This window comes from Tumebacillus flagellatus (assembly GCF_000714935.1).
Classification (GTDB): Bacteria; Bacillota; Bacilli; order Tumebacillales; family Tumebacillaceae; genus Tumebacillus; species Tumebacillus flagellatus.
The window spans coordinates 46,858-66,812 of sequence record NZ_JMIR01000002.1 but is presented as its reverse complement, the minus strand read 5'-3'; the positions used below and the strand labels follow the sequence as shown (position 1 = coordinate 66,812).

The window sequence follows — 19,955 nt, the reverse complement described above, 5'->3', positions numbered from 1 at the left end:
AATCAGAGGGAGCGTTTTTTCGCGGTGTGGTTCGGAACACAGACTACTATTCATGAAAATAAGAAAAATTCCTGTTTACATAGCGGCGATGGAAGGTATATGATTGGGAGGTAATCGTAATCGTTCTGAATTAGGAGGTTATTCAATGACCCAAGCACCCCCAAAAATCCCTGTTACCGTGCTGAGCGGATATCTTGGAGCAGGTAAAACCACCATCTTGAATCATGTTTTGTCCAACCGCGAAGGCTTGCGTGTGGCGGTCATCGTTAACGACCTGTCGGAAGTGAACGTGGATGCTGCTTTAGTCAAAGACGGTCTTTCCCGAATCGATGAGAAGTTAGTGGAGATGTCAAACGGCTGCATCTGTTGTACTTTGCGGGAAGATCTGCTGCGTGAGGTGGAGCGACTGGCACGAGAGGGACGCTTTGACTATATCTTGATCGAATCGACCGGGGTCGGTGAGCCTGTGCCGGTTGCTCAGACGTTTACTTATGTGGACGAAGAGCATGGGATCGATCTCTCCCAATTCTGCCGCTTTGGATACGATGGTCACGGTGGTGGATGCGTACCGTTTCTGGCATGACTTCGCTTCGGGTGAGACGCTGCTCGACCGTCAACAAGCGGTTGGAGTAGACGATACACGCGAAGTGGTGGATCTCTTGATTGATCAAATCGAGTTTTGTGACGTTTTGATCTTGAACAAGTGCGACATGGTTTCCGAAGAGGAACTGCTGAAATTGGAAGGCGTTTTGCGCAAGCTCCAACCGCGTGCTAAGTTGATTCGCTCCTCGAACGGGCAGGTGAATCCGCACGACATTCTCAACACCGGGCTTTTTGATTTCGAAGAAGCGAGCGAATCCCCGGGATGGATTCAAGAACTGAACAAAGAAGAGCATACGCCGGAGACGACCGAGTACGGCATATCTTCGTTCGTCTACCGTCGCCATGTGCCATTCCATCCAGAACGTCTCTACGGCTGGCTGCAACAGTTTCCGACCGAAGTGGTGCGTGCCAAAGGGATTGTCTGGATCGCGAGCCGCAGGGAGATGGCGTTCATGATCTCTCAAGCGGGACCATCCATTCAATTGAACGCGGCAGGGAATTGGGTTGCCGACATGTCAGAAGAGGAACGTGAGCAGATCCTCTCCGAAGAACCGGAATGGTTGGATGACTGGCATCCTGTTTATGGGGATCGCAAAACGGAATGGGTGTTGATCGGCGTTGATTTGAACAGTGAGCAGGTCACCGCGTCCTTGGACGTTTGCCTGTTGACCGAAGAAGAACTCTTGCAAGATTGGACGCAGTTCCCCGATCCACTTCCTATCGTGGAGCAAGAGCAGGACGAAATGAAGTAAGTAGCCAAGGAAGGGGCTGGATCTCATGAACAGCAAGAAAAAAGTCAAACATTCCGCCCTCAAGATCGGGGCTGTACTTGCACTCTCCGCAAGTCTGCTCACCGCGTGTTCCAACGGAGGTACACAAGCAACCAACGCGACCAAGTCGTCCGGCGAAGGGAAACTGAAAGTGGTAGCGGCTGAAAACTTCTACGGGGAGGTGTTGCAAGCGGTGGGTGGCGAACGGGTTGAAGTCGTATCGCTTCTGACCAGCCCGGAGCAAGATCCACATGAGTACGAAGCTACTCCTGCGGATTCCAAATCAGTGGCGGACGCCAACTATGTGGTATACAACGGCATCGGATATGATGAATGGATGGAGAAACTGTTGGGCGCTTCCACGTCCACCAAGACCAAGGTGGCGGTCGGGAGCGATGTCATGGGCAAAAGGCTCGGCGATAACCCTCATATCTGGTATGACCCTTCCACGATCTCCAAGCTGACCGAACGAGTCGCACAGGATCTCGGAACCCTCGATCCCTCACACGCGAGCGAGTACAAACAACGTGCCGAGGAGTATCTGAATACCTTGAAACCTCTGGTTGAAAAAGTGGAGAAGCTTAAACAAACGACTCCTGTTCTCATTGACGTGTCGGAGCCGGTCTTCCAATACATGGCGGATGCTTTGAATTTGAAAGTGAACAACGAGAAATTTTCGGAAGCCATCGAGGATGAAAGCGATCCGGCACCTGCGGTCCTCGCCGATGTGCAAGACGATCTGAAGCAAAAACGCGTCAAGCTGTTTGTTCACAACATTCAAGTAGACAGCCCGACCGTGCAAAACATCGCCAAACTGGCGGAATCTTCCGGTGTGCCCGTCGTAAGAGTGACGGAAACCGAACCGAAAGGCAAGAACTATCCGGAATGGATGAATGATCAACTGGACCAGATCATGAAAGGATTAGAGGTTACACCGTAGCAAGCAAAGGGACAAGAACCGTCGTCAGCCTTGCCGACACGGTTCTTTTTTATAGGAAGTAGAATCGCTTGGGATTTTGGAGATGAAAGGGAGGTTTTTCTGTGGTGGATACAGATGCATTGCTTGTCGTTGATTCTGTCGATGTTCATCTGGAGGGGAAATGGATTTTGCGGGATCTCTCGTTTGCCGTTCAACCGGGAGAGTTTGTGGGGATCATCGGGCCAAATGGTGCGGGCAAAACAACTTTGATGCGTACCTTGCTCGGATTGTTACAGCCCGCGGCCGGCAAGATCGAGTTTATGCAAAGTGATCGCGTTGTTTCAGGTTCCTCGCTGCTCGGGTATGCGCCGCAATCGAGACAGATCGATCCAGAAACTCCTTTGAACGGATGGGATTTTGTAAGTTTCGGATTGCCGAGGCGAGTGAGACCGTGGTTGACTCGTGAAGAACGTGCGCGTGTGAAGGAAGCGATGCGTCACACCGATTGCTTCGAATTTGCCACCCAACCAATTGGCAAACTGTCAGGCGGGCAACGGCAGCGGCTCTTTCTCGCGCAAGCTTTGGTGCGCAATCCGCAAATCCTCTTGCTTGACGAGCCGACGGCGGCTCTTGACCCGGGAGCGCAGGAGGGGGTTGCCGAGTTGGTTGCGACCATTGCTCGAACTCGTGGCATCGCGGTATTGTTTGTCTCGCATGATGTCAATTTGATCGCGAAGCATGCGGACCGCGTCCTCTATCTCACACCGGGTCATCATGTGATCGGTTCCGTTGAAGAGGTGTTGCAGAGTCGAGTGTTAAGCCGTTTGTACGGAAGGCCTGTCGACGTGATGCGGGTCGGCTCGAAGATTTTCGTGGGGACCATCGAAACGGACCGGGTGGATGAAACGATTTGCTATCATACCGAACAGGAGGAGGTCATACGGTATGTTTCAGTATGATTTTATGCAGCATGCGTTTCTTGCGGGGGCTTTCGTGGCGATCATGTGCGGCACCATCGGGGTTTACGTTGTGGCGCGGGGCTTGTCGTTCTTGTCGCATGCGTTCTCCCATCTCGGATTTGCGGGAGCTGCGTTTGCCACTTGGATCGGGATGGATCCGCTAAACGGCATGTTGATGTTTACCGGGAGCGCGGCGCTGGCGATTGGTCAGATGGGAGTGAAAGTGATTCGGCGAGATATCGCTATCTCCGTCGTGTTGAGTGTGTTTTTGGGGGCTGGTCTTCTGTTTCTCTCCTTGACGAGCAAAAACGCGAATGCTATCTCCTCCCTTCTGTTTGGCAGCGTAGTGGGCATCTCCCAGGCGGAAGTCTGGAAGATCGTGTGGTTGTCCTCCACCGTGCTCATCTTGCTCGTGCTGGGATACCGAATGCTTACGTTTGATTCGTTCGATCCGATAGGAGCACAAGCGGCGGGGTTGCCTGTGAAGTGGATTTCCGTGCTCTTTCTCTTATTGCTTGGCGTTGCGACGGCGGAGGCCGTGCAGATTGTGGGGGCATTGCTCGTCTTCACGCTGATGACGGCACCTGCAGCGGCGGCGAGGCATTTCACACAATCGGTGCCTCGGATGATCCTGTTATCAGCGGCGTTTGCTTGGGGGGGTGTGTGGATTGGGCTGGTGCTTGGCTACTACACGAACGCACCCGTTTCGTTTTTTATTACGGCGATCCAAGGCGGGGTGTATTTTGTAGGGGTCGGTTGGCATTATCTACGGGAAAGGATGCCCCCGAGTGTGAGTTTGTAAATGAGTCGAGCAGAAGAAATAGAGTACCGATTGCGGGGGCCGTTGCAAAAGTCCTCTCCAGCCCAAAAAGCACAGCCCTTCCATCTTCATGAGGAGTCTGTGTTTTTTTCTAGTATAAGAAGAGAATCAAATGCGGCAGGTGATACGAAGGGTACCCCAACAACAGCCGCTGGTCGTAAGTACCTCACGGGTATGATGCAGCTACATCCTCGGGTCTTTGGCAAGAAATTGCAAGGTGCGATGGCGATCTTCACCGTCAATCTCAAGAGAATTTTGAACCTCAAGCCGTAAACTTCCACAGAAAAACAGATAGGATTGAACAGCAAAAAGACGCCACGATCTCCGAACAACGGAGCGGCGCGTCTTTTTGGGAATAACCTGTCGGGCAGTTTGTGGAGGAGGGATTTTTTCCCCTGCCTCCCATAGCGGACGGGTTCTTTTTTTGTTATCCTATAAGTGTAATCATATTTACGGATATCTTTTATTTAATTTAGTTACAAACGAAAGGGGGAACTTCCATGTGTATGAAAATTATCCGCAGGGGGTTGTTTACCACTCTGCAAGAAGCGAGCGACGGAGGCGGCACGGTGGATGCGTTTGCTCTGTATGCCGCCAACTTGTTGGTGGGGAACACGGAGGGGGAAGCGGCGCTGGAAATCACGCTGCTCGGCCCGGAGATTTCCTTTGAGACCGGGGCGTTGATCGCGATCTGCGGCGGCGACCTCGCGCCGATGGTGGACGGCAAGCCCATCCCGAACTGGCGGCCGGTGTTTGTGCGGGCGGGCAGCACGCTGACGTTCACCGACGCGCGGGCCGGATTTCGCGCTTACCTCGCTGCCGCCGGCGGGTTCGATCTGCAGACGGCGCCGGAGCGACGCACCGCCGGGTCCCTGCATCTGGGACGCCCGCTTCGAGAGGGAGATACGTTGCGGTTGAAGCCGCGCTCGGACGACGGCGAGAAGTTTTACGCCAAGCTGCGCGACCAAGCGGCCAGCCTTGCGTTTGCGACGACCTCTTGGTTTGTGTCGCATGAAGTGATGCCCTCTTACAACGCCAAACGGCGGATTCGCGTGTTGAAAAGCGAGGACTTCGCGCTCTTCTCGTCCGCCTCCCGCGAGCGCGTGTTTGCCAGCCCCTTTCAGATGAAGCCGGAGACCGACCGCCGCGGCTATCGGTTGGACGGCATAACGCTTCATCTGGAGGAATTCTCAGCTTCTCCTTCCACTCCATCTCCTGCCGGCGCGCTCTCCGTCCGCGAAGACGGCGCGCCGACGATCACCATGACCCCGCATACGCATCACGCACCTTCCATCGCCCGCGTCATTCCTGTCGACTTCCCTGTACTCGCCCAAGTCCGCTCCGGCGAGCGCGTTACATTCCATGAAATTTCTGAAGATGAGGCTCACGAACTGGCGTACTTGCGCGGGATGGGCCTTGGCATCCTCAAAAACACCATCCTCACCCTGCAAGGCCGCTGACGCATGAGCTGAGCCCTCCGGCAGAAAGGAGATGACGAGATGAAACTGTGGAAGTCGAGCATTTTTTGGCGCATCTATTTGATCAACTCCGCGATCCTCTTGATCCTGCTGGCTTCCATGTTCGTCACCTCGCGCATCACGTTGCCGGAGATTTCGCGCGGCAATTTTCATGAGATCACCGATGCCACCGTAGACCGCCTCAAGGGGCAGGTCGGAGACGTGCTGGAGTACTTCCGCGAATTGACGGACTATGTCCAACACGAGCCGGAATTCCGCTCCGGCATTCCGGCGAAACTGCAAAAGGAATTGAAAGATCTCGTCTCCACCTCCGCATTGGTGGACAGCGCGACGATCACCGACGAGGACGGCGTAGTCCGCGCCTTCTACCCGCAAGACCTCTCCCACACGGTCGGCGAGTACATCGGCAACGAGGAATACGTGCAAAAAGCCATGGCGGGAAGCCGAGTCTACATCAGCGACGTGAACTGGACGAACACGGGACGCCCGGTGCTGATCATTGCCATTCCGATTCAGGATGAGTTGGACCATAACATTCACTGCGTCAACTTGGCGTTGCGCTTGAACGAAAACACGATCTTGAGCAACTTGCTTCAAAAAAACGACCTCGGCGCGGGCGGGTACGTCTACATCGTCGACCGCAACGGGCATTTGATCTCGCACCCGGATCACTATCGAATCGGAGAAGACGTTTCCGACTTGTCGATCGTCCAAGCGGCCATGACCCAACAAAACTCCGGCTACCGGCAAATCCGCAACGGCGAGGGTGTTGTGATGAACGCTTCGTACGCGTATGTGCCGATCATCGGGTGGAGCGTCATCGCCCAAGTGCCGGAATCTGCGTCGCTGGAGTCGTTCCTCGCGTTTCGCAAGACGCTTACCGTCGTCAGCCTGATCTCGCTCGCGGCGTTTGCGCTGCTCAACTGCCTGCTCGCCCAGCAGATGATCAAGCCGATCCGCTCCCTCCACCAAGCGGTGGACGGGGTGGCGCGCGGCGATTACGAATCGGAATTGCCCGCCATCTCCACGAGAGGCGAGATCGGGCAACTCGCCAAGCGGTTTGGCGAGATGCTGCAAACGATTCGCGACGCGCGCGGGCAGATTCAATACCAAGCGCTGCACGATCCGCTGACGGGACTGCCCAACCGCATTCTCGCCGTCGACCGGATCGGGCAGATGATCGCGCACGCCGAGCGCTCGCGGACCCAAGTGGCGGTTGCGTTTTTGAACCTCGACCGCTTTAAGGGCATCAACGACTCGCTCGGGCACAGCGCCGGAGACCGCTTGCTCTGCGAAGTGGCGGCACGGGTGAACGCCTGCGTTTCGGAAAAAGACACGGTGTCGCGCATCGGCGGCGACGAGTTCCTGATCGCCATGCCGGACGTGGAGCAGCTGCAAGACGTGCTCGGCGTGGTGCAGGAGATCTTGGATCGGATGAAAACCCCGTTTGAGTACGAGGGCAACGAGTTGTTCCTGACGGCGTCGTTTGGCATCTCGTTTTACCCGAGCGACGGGCAGACGGTGGAGGAGTTGATCAAGAACGCCGACATGGCGATGCACGGCGCGAAGGAGCTCGGGCGCAACCTGTGGCATCTGCACGCGCCGTCGATGAACCAAGAAGCGTCGGAGCGACTCTTGCTGGAAAACCATCTGCGCCGGGCGTTGGAGCGCGACGAAATCCTCGTGTACTACCAGCCCAAAATCGAGCTGCAAAGCGGCCGCGTGGTCGGGATGGAAGCGTTGGTGCGCTGGCATCACAGCACGTGGGGCTGGGTGTCGCCCGCGAAGTTCATCCCGATTGCCGAAGACACCGGTTTGATCGCGGCGATCGGCGAATGGGTGCTTGGCACCGCCTGCCGCGATACGAAGCGTTGGCAAGACCTCGGCTTGCCGCCCGTGCGCGTCGCCGTCAACCTCTCCGCGCACCAAGTGCACCAGCCGAATTTGGTGGAGCGGGTGGAAGAGATCTTGCAGGAGACCGGCTTGCCTCCGCGCTTTCTGGAGTTGGAGTTGACGGAGAGCATCCTTATGCAGAACACGGAGCGCGTCATCGACACCCTGCACCGCTTGCGACGGATGGGCATCACGATCGCCATCGACGATTTCGGGACGGGCTATTCGTCGCTTTCTTATCTGCAGCGCTTCCCGATCTCCACGCTGAAAATCGACCAGTCCTTCGTCTCGTCGATCTCCCGCGACGGCGACCGACTCGAAGGCGTGATCGCCAAAGCGGTGCTCGCGCTCGCGCAAAACCTCGACCTCGAAGCGGTGGCGGAAGGGGTGGAGACGCTCGACCAGCAAGCGTTCCTGCGCGACGCGGGCTGCGACTTCGCGCAGGGGTTTCTCTACAGCCGTCCGCTTCCGGCGGAAGAGTTTGAAAAATTATTGACAGAGCGCGGTCACACATCATATACTGAAAGCGTCTAATTTCTACCAATCCAAACAGTTTGTAAAAAGGAGGTCTACGTCAGATGAGAAACTTCAAATTTTGGGCTCGGGCCTTGACTCCGAAGTTTGTACAAGTGCATATTGGCGTAGAACAGCCGTATGGATCGGTGACGGCATCCTAGCATTCCCTTGGCCGGGAATGGGAGCGATGTTGTGTATGAACACCAGTTCAACCATAGGCCGCCGTTCTGCGCGTGCGAGCCTATGGTTTTTTGTTGCCCTGAATGGGCAGATACAGGAAGCCGTGGAATCTCTCGGGATTTTTTGCGGCTTCCTTTTTGTATTGCGGAACCGAATGCTGGACTGGAGAAGGGGGAACTTATGAAGATTTTTCTCGACCTGTTGTGGTTTTTTAGGCAGGAGAAGCGGGCGTACCTGATCGGCGTCGGCACGCTGTTGATCGTGGCGATGCTGGAGATGATCCCGCCGTACGTGGTCGGCGTGGTCGTCGACGGTGTCAAAGACCAGACGCTGACGATGAGCACGCTCTTGAAATGGACGGGAACGATCGTCGGGGTGGCGGTGGTCGTCTACGGACTGCGCTATCTCTGGCGGATCTTCCTGTTCGGGGCATCTTCGCGGCTGGCGAGGCTGCTCCGCAACCGTCTGTACGAACACTTCACGGAGATGTCGCCGCAGTTTTTTCACCAGCGCCGCACGGGGGACCTGATGGCGCATGCGACCAACGACATCTCGGCGATTGAACTGACGGCGGGCGACGGCGTGTTAACGCTGGTCGACTCGCTGTCGCTCGGCGGGATCGTCGTGCTGACGATGGCGACGACGATCTCGTGGAAACTCACGCTGTTTGCGCTGCTCCCGATGCCGATCATGGCGTGGGCGACGTCGCGCTACGGCAACATGCTGCACGAGCGCTTCCACGCGGCGCAAGAAGCGTTCTCCACGATCAACGACAAAGTCCAAGAGAACATCTCCGGCGTGCGCGTCGTCAAAGCGTTCGGCCAAGAAGAAGCGGAGAAAGCCGATTTCGCCCGCCTCTCCCAAGACGTTGTCCAAAAAAACATCCGTGTCGCGAAGATCGACGCGCTGTTTGACCCGACGATCTTGCTCGTCGTCGGCTGCTCGTACTTCCTCTCCGTGGCGATCGGCGCGCGCTATGTGCTGCACGGCGAGATCACGATCGGCGAATTGACGCAGTTCACGATCTTGCTCGGTCACTTGATTTGGCCGATGCTGGCGTTCGGCTGGCTGTTCAACATCGTCGAACGCGGGCGCGCTTCTTACGACCGCGTCGACGCGCTTTTGAACATCAAAGCCACCGTCGTCAGCCAAGAGGGGGCAAGCGTTGACATTCCGAGCGGCGAACTGCGCTACGAGATCGAGCAGTTCGTCTACCCGGAGAAGGAAACGCCCGCCCTGCGCGACATCCACATCCAACTTCCTCAAGGCCAAACGCTCGGCATCGTCGGCAAAACGGGTGCCGGCAAAACCACGCTGCTCAAACTCTGGCTGCGCGAGTTCGACGTGGCACAAGGCGATTTGAAGATCGGCGGCACTTCGATTTATGACACGACGCTGAGCTCCCTGCGCTCGGCGGTCGGCTATGTGCCGCAGGACCATTTCCTTTTTTCCGCGACGATTGCGGAGAACATCGCGTTTGGCCGTCCCGACGCGACGCAGGCGGAGATTGAGGAAGCGGCGAAACTCGCCTGCATTCACGAAGACATCTTGCACTTTTCGGAAGGGTACAACACACTCGTCGGTGAGCGCGGCGTCACGCTCTCCGGCGGGCAGAAGCAACGCATCTCCATCGCCCGCGCTCTGCTGTTGAACCCGGAAGTGCTGATCCTCGACGACTCGCTGTCTGCCGTCGACGCCAAGACGGAAAAAGCGATCCTCGACGCGCTGCAAGCGAACCGTCAAAACAAAACCACGCTGATCTCCGCGCATCGTCTCTCGGCGATTGAACACGCGGAGCAGATCGTCGTCCTGGAGGAAGGGGCGATCGTCGAGCGCGGCACGCATGAAGACTTGATGAACGTCGACGGTTGGTACGCGACGATGTACCAGCGTCAGCAACTCGAATCTCTGGTAGCACAAGGAGGTGGCGCGGATGATTCTGAGGAGACTCGCCGCTTATCTCAAGCCACATCGTAAGACCCTGTTACTCGCGTTCCTGCTGCTCTTGTGCGGGACGTCGGCGGAAGTGTGGACGCCGAAGATGGTGCAGATCTTCATCGACGACTATCTCACCCCGCGCAATTTTGATGTCAACGCGCTGACGTGGCTGGGAGCGGGCTTCCTGCTCCTGCACGTCGCCGCGGCGGGCTTTAACTATTTCCAACTCGTCATGTTCAACAAAATCGCCCAATGGGTCGTGCAGCAGCTGCGCATCGACGTGTTCGGCAAAGTGCAGCACTTGGGGTTGGAGTTTTTTGACCGCACGCCGGCGGGGTCGTTGGTGTCGCGGATCACAAACGATACGGAAGCGGTCAAAGAGCTGTTTGTGAGCGTGCTTTCGACGTTTTTGCAAAACACGGTGTTTTTGATCGGGTGCTTCCTCATGATGTTCTCGCTGGACGTGAAGCTGGCGTCGTACTGCCTGCTGTTCATGCCGGTCGTAATCGGGATCATGTGGCTGTACCGTTACTTCTCCACCAAGATCTACCATATTACCCGGGAAAAGCTCTCGCAGTTGAACGCCAAGCTCAACGAGTCGATTTCCGGGATGAACATCATCCAAGCGTTCCGCCAAGAAGCGCGGCTGCGCAAAGACTTTGCCGAGACCAACCATGAGCACTACACGGCGAACGTGCGCAACATCCGCTTGAACGGTTTGTTGCTGCGACCGATCATGGACATGATGTACCTCTTGGCGCTGGTTTTGATTCTGTACTTTTTCGGCAAACAGTCGCTCTCGACGTCGGTGGAGGTGGGCGTGATCTACGCGTTCATCAACTATATCGAGCGCTTCTTCCAGCCGGTGATTCAGATGATGCTGCGCCTGTCGCAGATGCAGCAGGCGTTGGTGTCGGCGGAGCGGGTGTTTGTGCTGCTCGACGACGAGCGGATGGCGCCGACGCAGCAGGGAGCGGAGAATCCGGAGGTCGGCGACGGCCTGATCGAGTTCCGCGACGTGTCGTTCTCATACGACGGGCAGACCGACGTGTTGAAAAACATCTCGTTTACCGCCAAGCCGGGGCAGACGGTGGCGCTGGTCGGGCATACGGGGAGCGGGAAGAGCTCGATCATCAACTTGCTGATGCGGTTCTACCCGCAGTACCGGGGCGAGATCCGGATCGACGGCGCGTCGCTCAGGGAGTTTGCCGACGAGGAGCTGCGCAAGAAGGTCGGGTTGGTGTTGCAAGACCCGTTCCTGTTCGTCGGCGACGTCAAAGGCAACATCCGACTCGCCAACGACGGCATCACCGACGAGCAGATCGTGGAAGCCGCGAAGTTCGTGCAAGCGGACGGCTTCATTCAGAAGTTGCCGCAGGGGTATGAAGAGCCGGTCGTGGAACGGGGGGCGACGTTCTCCAGCGGGCAGCGGCAGTTGCTGTCGTTTGCGCGGACGATGGCGCTGAACCCGAAAGTGCTGGTGTTGGACGAAGCGACGGCGAGCGTGGACACGGAGACGGAAGAAGCGATCCAAGCCGCGTTGGAGAAGATGCGCCAAGGCCGCACGACCATTGCGATCGCGCACCGTCTCTCCACGATTCAGGACGCCGATTTGATTTTGGTGCTGCACCGCGGCGAGATCGTCGAGCGCGGCACGCACCAAGAGCTGTTGGCGAGTCAAGGGCTGTATCACAAGATGTACCTGCTCCAACAGGGCGGGGTGGCTTCGTAAGCGAGACTTTTATCTTCTATAGAGAAAACGACCTGTTCCTCTGCGAGCAGGTCGTTTTTTTTTTGCTTGAAACTTTTGCGAGGCTTGTCCGTATGTAAGAAAAAAGGACTGTGGAACGGAGGCTTGGGGATGTCGGCGACGGCGCGGAGTCGATGGTGGGAGTGGGGCAATTCGTTGTGGATGCTGTGGACGTTGGTGCCGTATCTGTACAGTGTGGCGTTTCTGTACATCGGGGTGCGGACGCGGCAGGTGAAGTGGCTGGTGAGCGGCTTGGTCTACGCGCTGCCGCTTGCCGATCTGCTGTCGTGGTTTACGTTGAGCGGCGGCCATTGGGCGTATTCGTTGCTGGCGGCGACGGGGTTTGGCGTGTGCTCGATCCTGCACGCGCTGTTGGTGCGACGCGAGTACCTCGTGCGGCTGTCGGTGTTGCAAGAGCGGCAGACGTGGGATCACCACGACTTGCGCAACGAATTGGAGATTCGCCACGGCGTGAACGTGCGCGCGCGGCAGGTGGCGGAGGAGAATCGGAAGAACGCGCCCAAGACGGTGCGCGGGGCGACGAATCGAGTGAAATGAAGGAGATCTGTCTGACACGTCTGTGAAGGCGGGTCTTTTTTCCTGTTGGCTATAGGTCTTTCACACTATTCAAATTCATTCATGCGGATGCGAAAATAAGTGTTGAAGTCCTATGGAGAGTTTTCAACGGGGTGGGTATATGACAAAAAAACAAATGAGTGCCGCAGGGGGTTGGAAAGACTCCTTGTGGGTGTTCTGGGCGTTTACGTTTGTGTTGAATTGGGTGGCTTTTTTCTACATAGGAGCACGGGCGAAGCGCGGGGTGTGGGGGTTTTTCGGCGTTTTGTACGCGGTGCCGACGGTGTTGCTGTTCGTGTTGGACAGCGGGTCGTCCGGTGATCTCTGGGGACGTCCGTGGACGTGGGATGTGCTGGCGGTGATGCTGTTGGGGCTGGTCAGCATCGTGCACGCGTTTTTGGTGCGGGCGGAGTATGTGCGTTTGCTCAGCGTGGAGCAGGAGAAGCGGACGCGGAAGTACCAGAGTTTGCAGAATCTCTTGGGGGAGGCAGAGCGGGAGGCGACGGCCGCTATGAAAGCGGAATCTTCCGAAACGAGTCAGGCACAGGAGCTGAACGGTTCGGGTGAAACCGGCGGGATGCAGTCGGCCCCGGCAAGTGCGGGAAGCATGACGGGGAGCGCAGGCGCGTCGAGCACGACAGGCGTGTCGGGCACAGCAAGCACGGCAAACACGTCGAGCATGGCAAGCCCTGCAAGCCCTGCAAGCCCGACAAGCCCGACAAGCCCGACAAGCCCGACAAGCCCGACAAGCCCGACAAGCCCGACAAGCCCGGCAACGCCTGCCGCCGACGCGACTCCGTTGCCGCCGCAGGCTCCCCCGGCGCCTCCTGCGCCGAAGACGACGTCGCAAAAAATCGACGCCTTCGTCCTCGACGATCCGGTCGAGGAAGCACGGCTGCCCTCGCGCGCCGGCAGCGCAAGCGCAATCCTCTTGTCGGAATTGATCAACCTCAACACCGCCGACGCGGACGAAATCTCCAGCGTTCCCGGCCTCACGCAATTGCACGCGATGACCGCCGTCTCGATCCGCGAGACACAGGGCCCCTACTCTACGCTGGAACAATTCGTCGACGCCATCGGCCTCAAAGAACACATGGCCGACCGCATTCGGCCCTACGTCACGCTGTAAACACGAATGCCGAGCACCCTCCCCTGACGGGCGAGGGTGTTTTTTTCCAACGGAGGCTCATGGTACAATAACACCAACAAAACCAAAAGCTTGGAGTGAACGCCCCATGTCGTCTCAACTGGTTTCTCTGCAATGGCTTTCCGATCATCTCCACGATTCGAACGTGCGCATCCTCGACTGCCGATTCGCGCTCGGGCAGTCGCATTCCGGCCGCGATGCGTATCTTCAAGACCACATTCCCGGCGCTTTCTACTGCGATCTCGAACAGGACCTCTCCGGCATCGTGGAAGCGCACGGCGGGCGTCACCCGCTTCCGGACCTTGACGAACTGGCGGCGAAACTCGGCGGCATCGGCATCGACGCCGACACCACCGTCGTCGTCTACGATGACCAAGGCGGCGCGATGGCGTCCCGCGCGTGGTTCCTGCTTCGCTACCTCGGCCATGACAAAACCTTCGTTCTCGACGGCACCTATTCGCACTGGAAAGCGGCGGGCCGTCCGATCACCGATGAAATCCCGACTCCGACGGCGAAATCTTTCACCCCGTCCATCCAAGACGAGCAAGTCTACCACATCGACGACGTGAAGAAACGCATCGGTCAACCCGGCGTCACGCTGATCGACTCCCGCGAAGAACGCCGCTATCTCGGCCTCGAAGAACCGATCGACCCGGTCGCGGGCCACATCCCGACGGCGATCCACTCGTTTTGGAAAGACAGCCTGACCGAATCGGGCACCTGGAAATCGGGAGACGAGCAACGCGAGCGCTTCTCCGACCTGAACCCGGACGACGAGATCATCGTCTACTGCGGCTCCGGCGTGACGGCGACGCCGAACATCTTGGCACTTCGCGAAGCCGGATTCCGCAACGTCAAACTGTACGCAGGAAGCTGGAGCGACTGGTGCTCCTACCCGGACAATCCGATCGCCAAAAACAAAGGCGAGTGACCCTCGATGGCGCACCCGCCGAAAATCCTCATCGTCGAAGGCAAAACCGACCGCACGCGCCTCTTGCAAGTGTTGACGGAGCCGGTGGAGTTCGTGCTGACGTACGGCACGATGAGCGATGACAAACTGGAAGAGTTGATTTGGCCCTTGGTCGACGAGGACGACGTCTACATCCTCGTCGACGCCGACGACTCCGGCAACAAACTGCGCTCTCTCTTAAAAAGGGAACTCCCCAACGCCCGCCACCTCTACACGCGCAAACTTTTCCGCGAAGTCGCCGCGACACCGCTTGAACACCTTGCGGAGATCTTGCACCGCGAACATTTCGAAGTACGCGTTGAGCTTCTGCCGGAAAATCGCCCGCCGGAAGGAAAGCAGACATAAAAGCGTCACGAAGCAACCCCACAACGGTTGCTTTTTTTCTGCTATCATAGAACTCGTATCGATTTTCACAAATCAACGTTCACACACACAAAGTGAGGGAAACCCGCATGGTCAAAAAATTCGTCAGCCTCGGCAGCATCATGATGCTGCTTTCCGTCGCCATCGGCGCGTTCGGCGCGCATGCTCTGAAACCGGTACTTACGGAGAACAACTTGCAATCCACCTACGAAACCGGCGTGCACTACCACATGATTCACGCCCTCGCGATCCTCTTCGTCGCTCTGTTCGCGGATAAATTCCCGAAATCGCCGAAGCTGTTGAACGCGGCGGGCTGGTTGTTTTTTGTCGGCATCTTGCTGTTTTCGTTCTCGCTCTACATCCTCGCCGTCACCAACCTCTCCATCCTCGGCGCGATTACTCCGCTGGGCGGCGTGTGCTTCCTCGTCGGCTGGGCGCTGCTCGCGCTGGCAGCGGCACGCAGCACCCGCTAAACCGAAACCCCTTCTGACAGCAGAAGGGGTTTTTTTATGCACTCCAACACATACTACCTCTACCAAAGCAAGGAGGTGGTTCCATGTATCGACGGTTTCGCAAAACGCGCAAAGCGATTGAGGACGCGGTTCTTGAAACCGAGCGCGACGAGCGACCCGAGCCTGCCGACGACAAGCACGAGCACGAAAGCCCGTTGGACGCACACAACCGTCAGTATGTGGAGCAACTTCACGAAGTTCCGGTCTATCGTGACTTGGAACGCAACCACCGTTTCTTGGAAGTGCTGTTTCAAGACTGCTCGGACATCGTGTTGCGCCCGTTTCAGATCGAAGGCTCGCGGGAGGCGCTCGCCGTTTTTGTGGACGGCTTGATCGACACGGCGGAAGTCAACCGCTCGCTCAAAGGCATGATGATCGACGAGGGCGAATCCGGCCTCGTCACGACGCTGGCGTTCGAATCGGTTCCCGCCTGTCAGATCGCCGATGTTGACAATTACGGCGATTTGCTGCTCTCCGTTCTCGGCGGGGACACGGGCGTTTTTATCGAAGGGAATGCAAAAGCGCTCCTGCTCGGTCTACGCGGCGGCAGCACCCGCTCCATCGCCGAACCGGAAACGGAAGCGGTCGTCCGCGGCCCGCGCGAAGGTTTCATTGAACACTTGCGCACGAACACCGCGATGCTGCGCCGCAAACTGAAAACGCCCAACCTCAAAATGAAATCGATGGTCGTCGGCAGGCACACCAACACCAACGTCGTGGTCGCGTTCCTCGAAGGCATCGTCGACCCCGCCACCGTCGAGGAAGTGATCGGGCGCATCCAAAAAATCCAAATCGACGGGGTGTTGGAGTCCGGCTACATCGAAGAGCTGATCCAGGACAGCACCTACTCCCCGTTTCCGCAAGTGCAATACTCCGAACGCCCGGACACCGTGGCGGCGTCGCTGCTGGAAGGGCGGGTCGCCATCTTCGTCGACGGCACGCCGTTTGTGCTGATCGCGCCGACGACGTTCTGGCAGCTGTTGCAAGCGAACGAAGACTACTACGAACGCTTCCAGATGGCAACGCTGATCCGTTGGCTGCGCTATGTGTTTTTGATTCTGGCGATGCTGATGCCCTCGCTCTACATCGCCATCTCCACGTTTCACCAAAGCATGTTGCCGACGACGCTTCTGCTCTCCGTCGCCGCCGCCCGCGAGACGATTCCGTTTCCGGCGGTCGTCGAAGCGTTCATCATGGAAGTCGCGTTCGAAGCCCTGCGCGAAGCCGGCGTGCGCCTGCCGAAGACGGTCGGCCAAGCCGTCTCGATTCTCGGCGCGCTCGTTGTCGGACAAGCGGCGGTGCAAGCGGGCATCGTGTCGGCGCCGATGGTCATCATCGTCTCGATCACGGGGATCGCGTCGTTCACCATCCCGCGTTACAACGCGGCGATCACGTTTCGGATGCTGCGCTTTCCGCTGATGATCCTCGCCTCGATCTTCGGCATGTACGGCATCCTGATCGGCGTGATGTTCATCCTCGGGCACATGGCGAACCTGCGCTCGTTCGGCATCCCGTACCTCTCGCCGACCGGCCCGCTCTCCGCCAACGATTTGCGCGACGTGATCATCCGCGCGCCGTGGACGGAGATGTCCAAGCGCCCGTCCTTCCTCGACATCCAAGACGCCCGCCGCGCGGGCGAAGCGATGGTCAAGGACGTCGACCGGGGCAAAGGGCAGAAGGGACAGGACATCCCGCATCCCAGCGAAGAGGAGGAACCGGACACATGAGCCGCAAGTTTCTGTCGCTGTTTTGGGTCATGCTGTTGCTCTCCACGCTGTTTGTCTCCGGTTGCTGGGACCGCACGGAAGTCAACGACATCGCCATCGTCCTCTCCACCGCGTACGATTTGGAGGACGACGGCCAATACCGCGTCACGGTTCAGATGGCACTGCCGGGGCAGATGGGCGGTGCCACCGGGGGCGGCGGCGGCACGAGCGGACAGAAAAGTTACTACGTCGATTCCGAGACGGGCAAAACCGTCCGCGAAGCCAACAACAAGCAGCAAGCCCGCCTCTCGCGGCAGCTGTTTTTTGCCCACCGGCGCGTGCTGATCGTCGGAGAGGAACTGGCGAAACAGGGCATCCGCGACCTGTTTGACGTCGTCGCGCGCGTTCCGGAGAACCGGCTGACGTCCAACATCGTGATCGCCAAGGGCAAAGGCTATGATCTGCTCAACGCCCAGCCGCAGTTTGAACGGTTTTCGGCGGAAGCGATGCGCGAAATCCTCCAATCCGACAACATGATTGAAGTCAACATGAAAGATGTCGCGCAAGAGCTCAGCCAAACGGGCACCGACCCGTTGATTCCGATGATGAAGCCGGTCAAAACCACCAAAGGCGAGCAAACATCCACCGAGACGCAGTTTATCGGCTACGCGCAATTTCACGACGACAAACTCACCGGAACGCTCCAAAACGAAGCCTCCAAAAGTATCCACTGGGTGCGCCAAAAGTTCAGACCCTTCTCCGATTCCTACGAATTGCCCGAACTCGGCAAAGTCGCGGTGAACTTCTACAAGGGCAAATCGGAAGTGACGCCCGTGCTCGGGTCCGACCACCTCACGTTCAACGTGAGGATCAACGCCAATTGTTACGTCGTCGAAGCGGAAAAAGGCGTGGATTTCGGCATGTCCGAAAACGTCCGGAAACTCGAAGGCGCCATAGATCAAAAACTGCGCGAGGGCGTGGAAGAGGCGATCCGTGAGACGCAAGCCAACCGCTCCGACGCCGGACAACTCGGGCTGCTCCTGTCCCGGCGGTTTCCGCGCCAATGGCAAGAGAAATACCGGGAGCACTGGTACGAGGAGTTGGACAAAGCCGTGTTTCACGTTTCCGTCAACACGGAAGTGGCACGCGTCGGATTGATTTCGGAGAATCTGGCGAAGAAGGAGAACGAGTAGCCATGCAGATGAGTTACGTTGTCGTGTTTCTGATCGGCTTTTTGGCGACGCTGTGGATGGACCGCAAAGAGCTCAAGCGCGCGAAAAGAGGGGAAAAAGCGATCTACTGGACGATGGTGGTCTGCACGATCAGCGGCTTCCTCTGCTCCTATGCCAACGTCCACGTCCCGATGCCGACGGAGGTCATCGTCTACAAGTTCGCTCCGTGGTTCCACCAATTCACCAAAGCGTGAGGAGGTCTTGGTCCGATGTCGGAACACAAACAGATGCATATCCTCAACCAGCGTCAAATGTCGTGGATGATGGCCACCGTCCTCATCTCCGGCGGTCTGGTCTCGCTTCCGAAGATTTTGCTCGAAATCGGAAAGCAGGACTCGTGGTTTTCCCAAGCGCTCGGGGTCGGCTATGCGATTTTTATGGCCTACTTTTACGCGCTGTGCGCCAAGAAATTTCCGGGAAAACACCTCTTTGACATCGTCTTTCTCCTCTGCGGTCGTTGGTTTGGCGGGTTCCTCAACGCCTTGCACCTGTTTTACCTCTGGATGGTTTTGATCCGGGACACCCGGTCGTTCGCCGACTTCATGAACTCAACCCTGCTCTTAAAAACACCGGAGGAGATCACGTTCTTGCTGTTCATCTTGGTGTTGATGTACTACAGCAAGAGCAGCGTCGAAGTGATCGCCCGCGTCAACGATTTGATGTTTCCGCTGTTTGTGGTCGTCCTGTTCGTGTTGCCGTTGTTGTTGACGAACGAATTTTCGTTTGAGCGGCTGGAACCGGTCTTGGGCAGCGGGTTTGCGCAGGTGATCGAAAGCAACATCCTCCCGCTGGGCTGGTTTGGCGACATGATCGTGGCGGGGGCGTTTTTGCATACGCTCTCCGTGTCTCGACAGATTCGTTCCGCTCTGACGTTTGCCGTCTCCCTGTCCGGCGTAGGCTTGTCGCTGCTGTTGTTCATGTGCATCTGCGTGCTGGGCTCCACGGTCGCAGGGCGGATGATGTACCCGAACTTCACACTGGTGGAGCAAATCCACATCACCGACTACTTGGACCGCTTGGAACTGGTGATGTTCAGCGTGTGGCTGCCGTCCTTTTTGCTGAAAGTCTCGTTTCTCTACACCGCGTTTATCATCGGGCTGAATTCGTTCACGAAGCGCACCAAACAGAACTTGTACAGCCGCCAACTGGGCTGGTTTCTGGTGGTGACGACGGCGATGGCGTTTCACAGCGTGGTGGAAGTATTTGATTTCGGCAATTTCGGCTCGCTGTTCACACTCGGGTTCATCCAATTCCCCTTCACGATGTTCCTCTTCGTCCTGCTCTTGCGCAGCAAGCACGACGAAGGCGAGCGCAAAACCGATGAAGAGATCCGGCAAAAAGAACGCGAGCGCCGGGACGACCCGAACACGAAGTGGATCGACCGCATGACCGGCAGGACCTGGTTTGTCATCACGCTTTCCTGCCTCGGGTGCAGTTTTGTCTTCATCATCGTCGGAGCCGCGCTTGGCCGGGACAACGCCTGGATCGGGGCGACTTGCGGCATTCTCTACAGCGTTTCGATGCTCATGATGATGGTCGCCTCGTATCTGGAGATGCGCCAAGTGCGCCTCACGTCTCTCAAGCCGGAATTGAAGCAAAAACAAGAACAAAAGCTCGCCTAAA

At 57.4% G+C, this 19,955-nt stretch carries 17 protein-coding genes and 1 pseudogene; all 18 read left to right on the top strand.

Features of this window, described 5'->3' with window-relative positions; translation table 11 throughout:
• The first annotated feature begins 145 nt into the window (after positions 1-145).
• The 18 genes and pseudogenes from EL26_RS26390 to EL26_RS01860 all read left to right on the top strand — a co-directional run bounded on the left by EL26_RS26390 (position 146) and on the right by EL26_RS01860 (position 19,954).
• Positions 146-1,355, top strand: a pseudogene (locus EL26_RS26390) (GTP-binding protein).
• 25 nt (positions 1,356-1,380) lie between these two features.
• Entirely contained in the window at positions 1,381-2,313 is a 933-nt protein-coding gene (locus EL26_RS01940) for a metal ABC transporter solute-binding protein, Zn/Mn family (RefSeq protein WP_052035881.1), read from the top strand.
• 101 nt (positions 2,314-2,414) lie between these two features.
• On the top strand, positions 2,415-3,251 hold the full coding sequence (locus EL26_RS01935) for a metal ABC transporter ATP-binding protein (RefSeq protein ID WP_052035880.1): 837 nt from the start codon (positions 2,415-2,417) through the stop codon (positions 3,249-3,251).
• The gene (locus tag EL26_RS01930; protein ID WP_038083923.1) at positions 3,238-4,053 is read left to right on the top strand and encodes a metal ABC transporter permease; all 816 of its coding nucleotides are present in this window, start codon (positions 3,238-3,240) and stop codon (positions 4,051-4,053) included. The genes EL26_RS01935 and EL26_RS01930 overlap by 14 nt, the downstream gene beginning before the upstream one ends.
• Positions 4,054-4,344, top strand: a complete 291-nt coding sequence (locus EL26_RS01925; protein ID WP_038083922.1) for a hypothetical protein — start codon at positions 4,054-4,056, stop codon at positions 4,342-4,344.
• A gap of 227 nt (positions 4,345-4,571) precedes the next feature.
• On the top strand, positions 4,572-5,531 hold the full coding sequence (locus EL26_RS01920) for a 5-oxoprolinase subunit C family protein (protein ID WP_038083920.1): 960 nt from the start codon (positions 4,572-4,574) through the stop codon (positions 5,529-5,531).
• A gap of 39 nt (positions 5,532-5,570) precedes the next feature.
• The gene (locus EL26_RS23295) at positions 5,571-7,976 is read left to right on the top strand and encodes a bifunctional diguanylate cyclase/phosphodiesterase (RefSeq protein ID WP_052035878.1); all 2,406 of its coding nucleotides are present in this window, start codon (positions 5,571-5,573) and stop codon (positions 7,974-7,976) included.
• A gap of 342 nt (positions 7,977-8,318) precedes the next feature.
• Positions 8,319-10,115: an ABC transporter transmembrane domain-containing protein gene (locus EL26_RS01910; protein ID WP_052035877.1), complete on the top strand. Its 1,797-nt coding sequence runs from the start codon at positions 8,319-8,321 to the stop codon at positions 10,113-10,115.
• On the top strand, positions 10,072-11,808 hold the full coding sequence (locus tag EL26_RS01905; RefSeq protein ID WP_052035876.1) for an ABC transporter ATP-binding protein: 1,737 nt from the start codon (positions 10,072-10,074) through the stop codon (positions 11,806-11,808). The genes EL26_RS01910 and EL26_RS01905 overlap by 44 nt, the downstream gene beginning before the upstream one ends.
• Before the next feature lie 129 nt (positions 11,809-11,937).
• Positions 11,938-12,384, top strand: coding sequence for a hypothetical protein (locus tag EL26_RS01900; protein WP_038083917.1), 447 nt, complete (start codon positions 11,938-11,940; stop codon positions 12,382-12,384).
• 139 nt (positions 12,385-12,523) lie between these two features.
• Positions 12,524-13,531, top strand: a complete 1,008-nt coding sequence (locus tag EL26_RS24835; protein WP_038083915.1) for a ComEA family DNA-binding protein — start codon at positions 12,524-12,526, stop codon at positions 13,529-13,531.
• A gap of 106 nt (positions 13,532-13,637) precedes the next feature.
• Entirely contained in the window at positions 13,638-14,480 is an 843-nt protein-coding gene (locus tag EL26_RS01890) for a sulfurtransferase (protein WP_038083914.1), read from the top strand.
• A 6-nt stretch (positions 14,481-14,486) separates the two neighbouring features.
• Entirely contained in the window at positions 14,487-14,864 is a 378-nt protein-coding gene (locus EL26_RS01885; RefSeq protein ID WP_038083911.1) for a toprim domain-containing protein, read from the top strand.
• Positions 14,865-14,971: 107 nt separating this feature from the next.
• The gene (locus EL26_RS01880; RefSeq protein ID WP_038083908.1) at positions 14,972-15,355 is read left to right on the top strand and encodes a DUF423 domain-containing protein; all 384 of its coding nucleotides are present in this window, start codon (positions 14,972-14,974) and stop codon (positions 15,353-15,355) included.
• A gap of 83 nt (positions 15,356-15,438) precedes the next feature.
• Positions 15,439-17,121, top strand: coding sequence for a spore germination protein (locus EL26_RS01875; RefSeq protein WP_081856898.1), 1,683 nt, complete (start codon positions 15,439-15,441; stop codon positions 17,119-17,121).
• Positions 17,118-18,293, top strand: a complete 1,176-nt coding sequence (locus EL26_RS01870; RefSeq protein ID WP_038083906.1) for a Ger(x)C family spore germination protein — start codon at positions 17,118-17,120, stop codon at positions 18,291-18,293. The genes EL26_RS01875 and EL26_RS01870 overlap by 4 nt, the downstream gene beginning before the upstream one ends.
• 2 nt (positions 18,294-18,295) lie before the next feature.
• On the top strand, positions 18,296-18,526 hold the full coding sequence (locus EL26_RS01865) for a hypothetical protein (protein WP_038083905.1): 231 nt from the start codon (positions 18,296-18,298) through the stop codon (positions 18,524-18,526).
• A 15-nt stretch (positions 18,527-18,541) separates the two neighbouring features.
• Positions 18,542-19,954, top strand: a complete 1,413-nt coding sequence (locus tag EL26_RS01860; RefSeq protein WP_038083902.1) for a GerAB/ArcD/ProY family transporter — start codon at positions 18,542-18,544, stop codon at positions 19,952-19,954.
• Position 19,955: the final 1 nt, after the last annotated feature.